Source organism: Ktedonobacter robiniae, assembly GCF_016587375.1.
GTDB lineage: Bacteria > Chloroflexota > Ktedonobacteria > Ktedonobacterales > Ktedonobacteraceae > Ktedonobacter > Ktedonobacter robiniae.
This window is the reverse complement of the sequence record NZ_BNJG01000001.1, coordinates 2303672-2314392: the sequence shown is the minus strand read 5'-3', so window position 1 is coordinate 2314392 and position 10721 is coordinate 2303672. Positions and strand designations below refer to the sequence as shown.

General features: G+C 52.4%; 7 protein-coding genes. 2 read left to right on the top strand and 5 right to left on the bottom strand.

Going from position 1 to position 10721, the window contains the following annotated elements; genetic code table 11:
* Positions 1-171: 171 nt before the first annotated feature.
* Positions 172-687: an NUDIX hydrolase gene (locus JMJ04_RS09625; protein ID WP_201370308.1), complete on the bottom strand. Its 516-nt coding sequence runs from the start codon at positions 685-687 to the stop codon at positions 172-174.
* A gap of 215 nt (positions 688-902) precedes the next feature.
* Here JMJ04_RS09625 and JMJ04_RS09620 point away from each other — a divergent pair, with 215 nt between their 5' ends.
* A complete protein-coding gene (locus tag JMJ04_RS09620; protein ID WP_201370307.1) occupies positions 903-1763 on the top strand; it encodes a PHP domain-containing protein in 861 nt (286 codons plus the stop codon).
* A 78-nt stretch (positions 1764-1841) separates the two neighbouring features.
* Here JMJ04_RS09620 and JMJ04_RS09615 read toward each other — a convergent pair whose 3' ends face one another.
* The 4 genes from JMJ04_RS09615 to JMJ04_RS09600 all read right to left on the bottom strand — a co-directional run bounded on the left by JMJ04_RS09615 (position 1842) and on the right by JMJ04_RS09600 (position 9921).
* Positions 1842-4244: a transglycosylase domain-containing protein gene (locus JMJ04_RS09615; RefSeq protein ID WP_201370306.1), complete on the bottom strand. Its 2403-nt coding sequence runs from the start codon at positions 4242-4244 to the stop codon at positions 1842-1844.
* 488 nt (positions 4245-4732) lie between these two features.
* The gene (locus JMJ04_RS09610; RefSeq protein WP_201370305.1) at positions 4733-8215 is read right to left on the bottom strand and encodes a transglycosylase domain-containing protein; all 3483 of its coding nucleotides are present in this window, start codon (positions 8213-8215) and stop codon (positions 4733-4735) included.
* Between the two features lie 310 nt (positions 8216-8525).
* Complete coding sequence (locus tag JMJ04_RS09605) at positions 8526-9173, bottom strand: MerR family transcriptional regulator (protein WP_007913343.1); 648 nt, start codon at positions 9171-9173, stop codon at positions 8526-8528.
* Between the two features lie 235 nt (positions 9174-9408).
* Positions 9409-9921 carry an NUDIX hydrolase gene (locus tag JMJ04_RS09600; protein ID WP_201370304.1) on the bottom strand — a complete coding sequence of 171 codons (513 nt, stop codon included), beginning with the start codon at positions 9919-9921 and terminating at the stop codon, positions 9409-9411.
* A 252-nt stretch (positions 9922-10173) separates the two neighbouring features.
* On the opposite strand from JMJ04_RS09600, the gene JMJ04_RS09595 reads away from it, so the two are divergent.
* Positions 10174-10698 carry a hypothetical protein gene (locus JMJ04_RS09595; protein ID WP_201370303.1) on the top strand — a complete coding sequence of 175 codons (525 nt, stop codon included), beginning with the start codon at positions 10174-10176 and terminating at the stop codon, positions 10696-10698.
* The last annotated feature ends 23 nt before the right edge of the window (positions 10699-10721 follow it).

Sequence of the window (10721 nt, the reverse complement as noted above, 5' to 3'; positions counted from 1 at the left end):
GTGTACCCTGCGAGAGGGCCGGGAGGAAGAAAGATATGATTTTTCCAGGTCTATTTCGGGGTCCAGGCTATTGTATCACAGTTGTGCTCGCAGGGGGACAGGCATGGTACTCAGGGGAAGACTACAGGAAGAGGCTGAGATATATGGAGAAAGCTCCCCATGGCTTCCATTTCAGGAGGCCATGGGAGCAGCTTTAGGTGTAACAGAAGTGGAGACTAGCGAAAACTGACGACCGGCACGCTGGCGCTGATAATCGGCGAGAATGCGCCGTCCGTGTTCATTGAGTTGCGCGTAGAGCTCATCCTCGCTCAACCAGCAGGGGCGCCCCTCGATGTTATCGCGCAATTCGCCACCGGTTACTCGTGCCTGGAAGACAAAGCTCAGATTGCTCATGTTGGTCCAGCTATCACTTGTGAGCGTATAGCAACCAACCATATCACCAATTTCCAGGTGCAGGCCAGTCTCCTCCAGACCCTCGCGCTGCGCACCCTGTTGCGGCGTCTCACGCCAGTTCATAAAACCGCCGGGAAAGACTGTTCGCTGGCCGGGAAGCTGAACAACCAGGTAGCGTCCCTGCTCCTCAACTACAACTACCGCGCTACAGAAGGGCGGCAACTTACCGCCCAGCAGCCAGTTCAAGAGATTGAAGAAGATGCTTGTACAGCGCTTCAATAGATCGTATAGCATACTGCTTATGACCCTTTCCTTGCTCGATGATGTTGCGCTCTCTTCTGAAAGCAATAATACGGTGCAAATGTCAAAGCTTTATCGCGTATCTGTCGCGAATTTGTCGCAATTCACAAGCGAGCAAGTGTGATACTATGAAAGCGATGAACAGTATGGCATGAGGAGGGTATCTTCCTCCTTAAAGTTTTTGGCAGTAAGTAAAGGAGCAGAGGCTGTTGGCAACACAGAATCTCGTTTTATCCCCTGGGGCGGCTGTAGACCTGCATATGCATACTACGTATAGCGACGGGCGCTGGCCCGCCGAACAGTTAATTAACTACCTGGTTGAGGAGAAATTTGACCTGGTTGCGGTCACTGATCATGACCGTGTCGATAAAGTGGCTGAAATTCGAGAGCTGGCGGCAAGCAAGGGGCTTCCTGTGTTGCCTGGAGTAGAGATCACCTGTAAGTGGAATGGGTACATGGCCCATATGCTCTGCTACGGTTTCGATCCGGCGCAGAACGCAGTGCAAGAGGTTACAGAGAAGGTGGCGCGCATGCAACTGGAGAACACGCACCAGGTGCATGATGCACTGGTAAGCAAGGGCTACACCTTTCCCCGCGAGACCGAGGCCCTGGCAGAGCATGGCGGCAAACTTTTCCGTCCTTCGGACAACATTACCCTCCTCATAGAACATGGCTACGCGCCCGACCGTATGACTGGTCTGCGTATGATCGAACAGGCTGGCTTTGTCAGCATTATGGCTGATATGGCAGAGGCCGTTGAGGCAGCCCATAAGAGTAACGCGGTTTGCTTGATCGCCCATCCAGGACGCAAGGAGAGTGGCTTTACGTTCTATGACACTGAGCTGCTGGACCGCCTGCGCGCCGAGATTCCCTTAGATGGCATCGAGGTCTACCATCCCTACCATAGCCCTGAGGCCGTTGCCATGTACGAAGAGTATGTGCGCAAGCACAATCTGCTACAGAGTACTGGCTCCGACTCCCACAGCCATCCCGCTCGCATGCCACGCAAGCACCGGGCAGAGGTCAGCCGGCGCCTGCTGGAGCGCCTGGGTGTGACCATCAACTCGTAAGCATAACACGTAAAAAGGTCACGGTTCCTGGCATGCCGGGAACCGTGACCTTTTTCGTATACACTAAATTCTTAGTGTTTACTTTTGAGGGATATACCAGTCATTACCACGGCGCGCGAGGCCACCGGGATTTGTAAAGTTCCGAATGGGGTGGCCCTGCTCAAAGAGCTGCATGGTATCGTGCCAGATAGGCGCGGCACCATCAACACCAGTGACATTGAACATCGGCGAGTTATCGTTGTTACCAGACCACACGCCAACTGTGTAGTCGGTCGTCCAGCCAACGGTCCAGTTATCGCGGAAGTCATTGGAGGTACCGGTTTTCACAGCCGCGGGACGAATGGGGCCGGGATTACCAGCGTAACACTGCGACTGCGAAGTTGAGTACAGGTAGAGCACGCTACACTTACCAAACTCGAACGTTCGCGAATTGTTATCGCTAAGCACATTTGCCATCAGGTATGCCAGTTGCGGGCTAATCACACGCTTGGCGTTCATATCGGGACGATACACCACCTTGCCCAGTGAGTCGCGCACCTCAGTAATCGCATGCGGCGTGACATGCTTACCACTATTGCCAAATGTGCTATAGGCCGAGACCATGTCCGTCAGATGAACGCTCAGCGAACCAAGCACCATCGTGTAGTTTGGCACACCTGCATACGTTGTAATTCCCAGGTTAAGCGCCATCTGTAGAGCGGGATCAACCCCCGTCTGCATCAGCAGCTTGACGGCAGGAATATTGAATGAGTTCTGCAAAGCATAGCGATAGGTAATATTGCCGTGATACTTCATGTCGTAGTTCGTCGGCCGATAGGCTGGCAGTCCACAACACATGTTAATCGTCAGCGGACCATCCTGTACATGATCGCCTGGACTGACGCCCTTATTAAAGGCGGTCGCATAGATGAAAGGCTTGAAAGATGAACCCGGCTGGCGTAAGCCCTGGCTGGCCACGTCAAAGGCTCCCGACTTGGGATCATTGGGATTAATGTTGCCTACCAGGGTCAATAGTGAGCCATCATGGGGGTTCATCACCACCACAGCCGAGTTAGACATATTATGGATTTTGGCATTCTCGGCGATATGCTTCTGCGCGATCTTCAACACCTGGTTCTGCTTGGCCAGATCGAGCGCCGTCGAGACCATAAGCCCGGAACGTGAGAGGTCACCAGCCTTTAAATGCAGCTTGTCCATTAACTCGCGCAGGGTATAGGCAGAGTAGTGCACAGCCAGGTCATTATGCACCTGCATTGGCTTGAGGAAATCCTGTTGCTCGGCCTCGGCAATCGCCTGTAGCTCCTGGGCGTGGGTGATATAGTTCTGCACATTCATATTATGCAGAACATCTTTCATACGGTTAAGCGCACGATCTCTATGCAGCCATGGATTATAATAGTCGCCGTTCTGAGGGAGACCAGCCAGCATAGCGGACTGAGCCAGGTCAAGCTGCTTGACCGCTGGCATATTCGGCTTATCCTCCAGGCCAAAGTAGATCTGTGCGGCCGCATCTGCACCATAGGCTTGATCACCATAGTAAATCGTGTTGAGATACATAGTGATGATCTGCTCTTTAGTATATTGGCGTGTTACGTCTGGTGCCAGCAAGATCTCTTGCAATTTACGGATAGCCGTCCGTTGCTGACCAAGGATCGTATTTTTGATCAACTGCTGCGTAATCGTACTGGCACCTGAGACCGTGTCATGAGCCGTGATGTCATCAAGTGCCGCGCGCACAATACCAGTGATATCATATCCTGGATTCGACCAGAAATACTGATCTTCAATGGCAATGGTCGCATGCATAAGCGTAGGCGAGAGCTGCGAATAGGGAACAGATGTTTGCACACCATTATCAATCATCTGATAGATCATCTGCCCCTGATCGTCATACATTTTCAGATTATCTTTAGGTAAGATATCCTGTAGCGTCGTTACCTTACTCCCATAGAGCTGCTCAGTTGAATTATAGAGAGCCGTATACAGGGTAATAGAAGAGGCGGCAACAACCAGAAAAGCCATAAAAATGATGGCCAGCGGCATAAAGCCCCAGCGCGATCCTTTGCGCTCGGCTTCATTAAAGCGCGCATTACTCTCGCGCAACCCCTTGCGTTTAATATGGCGCCTGGTACGCCAGCCTGGTGCAAGGGGAAGCAAATGCGCCACTGGATAGTAAACACCACGGGGCGCCTTGAGTGGGAGATTACTCAGGCGTTGCGCGGCGGCAGCCCTGGAATGCGCGGGCAGCTTCGCGGGAAGGATCACCCGCATTTTCGCGGTTTTGCCTGGATCATCATCGGCGTCTACGACCTGTGCATCCGCGGTAGCAACCAGACCTTTGCGCTCTTCATTACCTGGAGCTTGGGCTTGAACGGATGCTTGGGTAGGCTCATTAGCCGCAGTCAGCGTAGAATGCAAAGCTTCTTGCGAGGTTGTCGCTGAAGCTTGCGCTCGCTCAGGGCGCTGCTGCTCATCCTGCATAATGCAACCTCTTTCTATTTAATCTTTCTATTTATATACTGGGTTGGTGATAAGTCAAATTTTGCGGACAGGTTGAGAAAAGACCTGTAGCAGGAACAATAAAAATTTCGCATTACTCTTTTACCATACAGATAGAGTCGCTAAAAAAGATAGATATACTCTGTACCTTGCGATTTGTAGCAATGAATACCCAGCCCATCCCCTCTTTCCCACACTTATTCTAACTTCTGAGCAGTCGGATGTGCAACGACAAAATAAGGATATTTTTGGCACGTGCAAAAAAATGTGAGCAACTTCACAAAAAATAGAGTACAGCAGACTGTCTATTTTAACGGAACGCAAAAAGGGTGGTAACGCCTCCAGCGCGTAACAGTACAATTAGATATAATAATCCTGTTTTAACTCAGCTGCTTGCAGTCAAAGGATATGAGCCCTGGGAGATGCGGCCATGACTGGCTGCGCACCTCCAGAACTCAACGCTATAGGTCCTACCAACCACCAGCGCCAGGGTTGCCAGTATACGAGAAGCTCGGACAGTAAGGCGGATACTTGGTCTTACCCTTATCTTTGTTTTTATCGCCTCCAGGCGGCGGATTCTGGTTGTTATCCGTGGGATCCTGTAGCAGAGACTGTGGACTCCAGGACTGACCATTGGTCGAGTCATAGCCACTAGGCACCTTATCGGAGTAGAACCAGTCGGTCGACGTAATACCATCAATTGTCGCCGTGGTCCGCACCAGGCCACCCGGAACCGAGAAGTCGCGAATGGGTTTCCCTTTCTCAGCAAGCAACATCGCATCGTGCCAGATTGGCGCGGCACCAACAACACCCGTTGTGCCATCAGACATCGGTGAGTTATCGTTGTTGCCTGCCCATACCCCCATGACATAGTCAGTGGTATAGCCAAGCGTCCAATTGTCACGAAAGTCGTTGGTGGTACCGGTTTTCGCGGCGGCAGGACGGACTGCCCCACGATCTCCCGCATAGCATGACTGCTCTGAGTTCGAATACAACTGCAACTGATTGCAATCAAAGAACTCGGGTAGGCGGCTCTGATTGTCACTGAGCACATTCGAGATCATATACGCCGTCTGGGGACTAAAGACTTGCTTACCCTTAGTCTGCTGGTGCTCGATGACCTTGCCGGTGCTCACGTACTCTATCTTTTGTACGGCGTAGTAGGGCACATGGACTCCGTTATTGCCAAAGGAACCAAAGGCCGAGACATGGTCAAGCAGGTGAACGCTCAAGCCACCCAGAACCATCGAGAGGCCAGGTGTTCCCTCATAGGAGAGATCCATATCTTTGGCCTTATCCACGGCATTATTGATTCCAACCTGCTGGAGCACGCGTACGGCTGGAATATTGAGCGAGTTCTGTAAAGCACAACGTAGCGTCATCGGACCATGATACTTCAGATCATAGTTCTTAGGCTCCCAGTATGGGTCTTCAGCCCCTGGCGTGGGGAAGCGTGTCTGGACATCGTTCACCGCCTGTGCAGGCGAGGTCCCTTTCGATTGCATCGCCAGGGCATAGACATAGGGCTTGAAGGATGAGCCAGGCTGGCGCCAGCCCTGCGTCGCGACGTCAAACTTGCCGCCAATAGAGTTATTGTTGTAGTCCAGGCTCCCCAGCAACGAGATGATCGCGCCAGTGTGCTGGTCCATAAGCACCTCGGCGGCGTTGGAGATACCATACGTATGCAATTCATCGGTATGATCCGTCATTACCTTCTGGATCTTATTTTGTAGAGCAATATCCAGCGTGGTTGTGACCTTCATGTCAGAGCGCGAGAGCTGCTCCTTACTCATATGCGTCATGCTTTGCAACTGGCTGAGCACAAAGTAAAAGAAGTGGGGCGCGAGCAGGCCCATATCTGGCGAATGTTTGAAGAAATCCTTCTGCCCGGCCTCCTTCAGCGCGGCACTCTCCTGGGCCTTGGTGATGTTTTTCTGGCTTACCATCAAGTCCAGCACTAGATGCATACGGTCCGTCGCGCGCGCGCGATAGTTCCAGGGATTATAGTAATCGCCGTTCTGAGGTAGGCCAGCAAGCATCGCTGCCTGGGCCAGGTCGAGCTGCTTTGAGGCTGGTAAACCTGGTTTATCCTGCAAACCAAAGTACATATTCGCGGCGGCATCGATACCATAGGCCTGAGACCCATAGTAGATGGTGTTGAGATACATCTCCATGATATCTTGTTTGGTGTAGACGTCATTGACCTGGGGCGTCAGGATGATCTCTTCAAGCTTACGCACATTGTCTACCTTGTCACCCACAACCAGCTTCTTGATCAACTGCTGCGTAATTGTACTGCCGCCCTCGACGACGTGCCCACTCTTCAGGTTATCAAGCGCGGCCTGAAGGATACGTGCAACGTCTACTCCAGGATTCGTCCAGAAGTTTTTATCCTCAACCGCGATGGTCGCATTTACCAGGTCGGGCGAGATATCTTTCAATTTCACCGATGTATGCACACCATTATCAGCTAGCTGCCCCAGTAATGTCCCTTTGCTATCGTAGACCTTCAGATTATCCTTGGGCAAAAGCTCGTGCAGGCTAAGCACGCGCCCCAGGTAACGTCCCTGGGTATCGCTGTAGAAACGATAGCCAAAGTACGCTCCCGTACCGCTCAGGGCCAGGAAGACAATCAACAGGACCATCAGGACGGAGAAAGCTCCGACCAGGACATTGTTGCGGGTCTGCTTTTTCTGCAAATGATTACGCCGAATGTGCCAGCGCGCCACGCGTAATATCTTGCGATGATGGCGGCGCGCGAGGTGTCTGCGGTACTCTTGCGCCAACTCTTCATCCGGCAAGCCTACCATAGAGGCAGTAATTACTTCCTCAGGCGAAAGCGAGGCTTCCTGTCCAAGAGCCTCATCTATATGGGCCTCTCGCTGGGCTACCGCAATCTTCTGCCCATTTACGGCTCCAGGCTGAGCCTCTGCCCCCTGTGACTCGCTTGCGCTCACTTTATTGGAAAGGGGAACGGGCGCTTCTGACTTCTTTTTGTCGCTGCGCCTGGAGGCGCCAGCGCCCGGGCGACGTGGTACCGAGACCGGCATAGCAGGTTTAGGCGGATTAGCTGGCTTCGCCGAGGATTCTGGCGCCGTGAGCTCGCGAGTGGGTGCGTCTGCGATATCTGGACCGGATGGGTCGTTTTGGGGCTGCTCCGCGGGTGATGTCCCTTTGGGTTCGCTGTTCGTCGTTGCAGGTTGATTGCGAGACTGGCGCTTCTCAAAAGCACGCACAGCCCGTTGCTGCCGCGTAGAAATAAAGGTCTCTGCCCTGGGACGGCGTACAGGAGCAATACCAGGTGTCGCTTTCGGTTCAGCAGGCCCCGATTGCTCTTCTGGAGCGGAGGCAGAAGCTGCCTGCTCCTCAGCCTGCGCGGCTGGATGCTCCTCGCTCTCGTTCGCCAGTGGCGCTTCTGGTGACGTCGCCTCTTGTATGGTTGCTGGCGAGATACGCACAGTTGGGATATCCTGTTCAGCATCATCATCAGACGGGGCCGACTCCTGCGATGGGCTTTCTTCCTCGGATTCGGCTGCCTGTGGCTCATCTGTATTAGCAAGCAAGGCGGAAACCTCCGCTTGCGGCTTCGGCTGGGAATGCTTCTCTGATGCAGCCACAGCCTTTTCACTCACGTTAGTAGAGCTAGCAGCGTCGGGCTCCTCTTTATGGGCAGGCGAGGTAACGTCAGGAGTAGTGGACCTGGGCACACGGCCAATTGCGGGTAAGCCAGGAACGGTTGGAGCGTCATCATCATCGATGTCAGAGTCTTCTGAGTCTTCTAAACGGGGAGAGGCTTCTTGAGAAGCCTGCTCTATTTTCTGTTCAGAGTTATTTTCCCGCTGTTCTTGCGTCTGCTCTTCCAATGGTGAGGCGGGCAGTCCTTGCTCCATCGCTTCTGATGAAACCGGAGACCGCTCAGAGCTGGTTTCCTTTTTTCTTTGATCTGGTGACATTCTATGCTCCCCTGATATTACCCCTTAGATGCAGATAACAGAATAGAGAAAGTATCCGCACGTAGCTGCGAAAAAAATACACAGTAAACAAGGAGGTTCAGAATTAATAATATCTTTTCAGGTGATAACTATTTTTAACTTTGAGAATATATACAGGAGGAAGGGTGCAAAAGCGCGCAAAAAGCTCTTCTGGCCAGCACAAAACAAAGCCCCCCTTATTAAGTAAGACGCAACAGTGGAAGAAATGTGACACCTGACATAAAGGGGCATACTATAGTACCCGCTATCACTATCAAAAATAGCTATTTTTTCATAAAGAGAGCGACTCTGGCGTGACCGCAGCCTCGATCAGCGCGGGAAGGATTTCGTTGGTGATGGTTTGAATCTGGTACAGGCTCTCCAGCCAGGGAATATCCTGTTCGCGCGCACCGCGCACCTCGGCAAGTTGCAGCACCGCTTCATCCATAATGGTACGAAAATAGAGGAAGGCACGCACCGCGTCCGCCACTGGGACGTGAGCCTTGCGCGTCACTGTGCCATACTCGGTCCCCAGTTGGATGGCCTCCTGGCGCAGATCTTCCTTATGAGCAGGATCGTTCAGACCGCGCAAGAGTAAATCTAGTGCGCGACGCCCCAACATGCGATAGGCATTCAGCGCGGACTCATTAAAATGCTGATACCAGGAGAACCGGCCAAGGGTACCGGCGGTAAAATCGAGGCGGACCCGCCCGATCAAGTTCTGAATAAGCATCTGTGAGGCGACATTAGGCTTCAGCTCGCTCTCCTGACGTAGGCGCGCCTCAATATCAGTACGCCGAAAGCGCCGGTGTCCGCCACTGGTACGACGAGATGGAAGTTCATTCCGATCAGCCCACAGGCGTACGGTGGCGGGGTGCATGCCAAGCATCTCTGCAGCCTCGCGCAAGCTCAGCCATTCTTCTCCAGCCTGTGAAGTCACCAGAACCTCCTCTGTGTGCTAGCTATGTATTACACTGCTAACAAATACCATGTTTCTCTCAGCCTGATTGTATGTAATTTACGTATGATCCGTCAAGTAGGAAAAAAGAGCACAGAAGCTTTTCAACGCGAAGTTGCGCAAAATAGATAAGTATTTTTTTGGTAGAGGTGTGGTGAGCCTGAGTGCCAGCGTATGCGGCACTCAGGCTCACCACACCTCTACCAAAAAACATTGTTCATTGGGAGACAATATGCTGAAAGTGCTCTGGGAGATTTTTTAAAAGTGTATGCAAGGCTCGTGGATAGAGTGGAGCACGCTCTATCTCCTCCAGGGGTAGCCAATCGAAGTAGAGTAGCTCCTCATTTGAGGAGGCACGAGAGCCGTCTTTATCGCGCAAGGCTAGCGACGATTGTTGATAGATATATGCGTCTTCAGGAAAGCCGAGCAAGAAGTAGAGACCTATTTCATGTGTTGCCCTGGGCTGTTGCCCAAAAAAGTTCTCTATGATCGCCAGGGGACGCACAATCGTTGGCGTCAGGTCCAATTCTTCCTCAACCTCACGCTGGAGCGTTGTGGCAGCAGATTCAAGCAGTTCCGCACGCCCACCTGGGAGAAACCAGTAAGGGGGAGTGGTCCGGGCGGCGCGCTGACAGAGAACACGACCATTATGGAGAATAACACCCCCCACACGATATACAAAGAGAATACCATCAGTCGCAAAGGTAATCATATGCCTGGGTGGAACCATATACGCCTCACTTTTCTGGTTTCTGATCTCTAATTTCTAATTACTACAACTCCAGCAAACGCATAAGCATCTTCTCTATGTAATACCATATTCTAGAGCAATTGGGGAACAGAGGTTCTTGCTTTGCCAGGTGAGTCACCTTGCCTACCGCTGGCACGTGTACAAAGCGTACATATATAGATGTGTCACCAATTACTAGTCAGTGCTGGTCAGGACAAGCCAGGGTAAGCGAGTAAAAGGAGAGAACAAGCCATGCCAGACTATAATACGCCTCAGCCAGGTGAACAACAGCGCCAGGAAGAAGCTACGCAATATGAGCAACTGGTAGCCTCCCAGCGCAAAGAAGTGGCTGGACAAACCAGCACAGGCAACGCGCGCGATCTAGGAACGGCTGGAGGAGGAATGATTCCCGATAGTGCCGCGGGTGGCTCTGGAAATGCACGCGGTGGCATGGGGACACCTGAAGGAGGAGCCACAGGCGGTCGAGCCATTGAAGAGGAACAGCGTGAGCGCGGTAGTGGTACTACGGCTGATAATCGCTCTGGAAGTACTGCGGCCAATATCAACGCTGTTGATCAACAAGCCAGCCAGAGCATTGGTGGTCGTACACCCGACCAACCCCAAACCAGCATGGGAGACCGTGATCCCCATACCTCGGGCGGGCAAGGCACCAACCAAAACATTATTGATCCCATGACCTCGCGTGCCCCCAGGCATGTACAGGATCAGGAAGAGGCGCGTAAAGCTGAACAAAAGAAAGACACAGAAGAACAATAGGAAGCAAAAATATTAATGCCTTT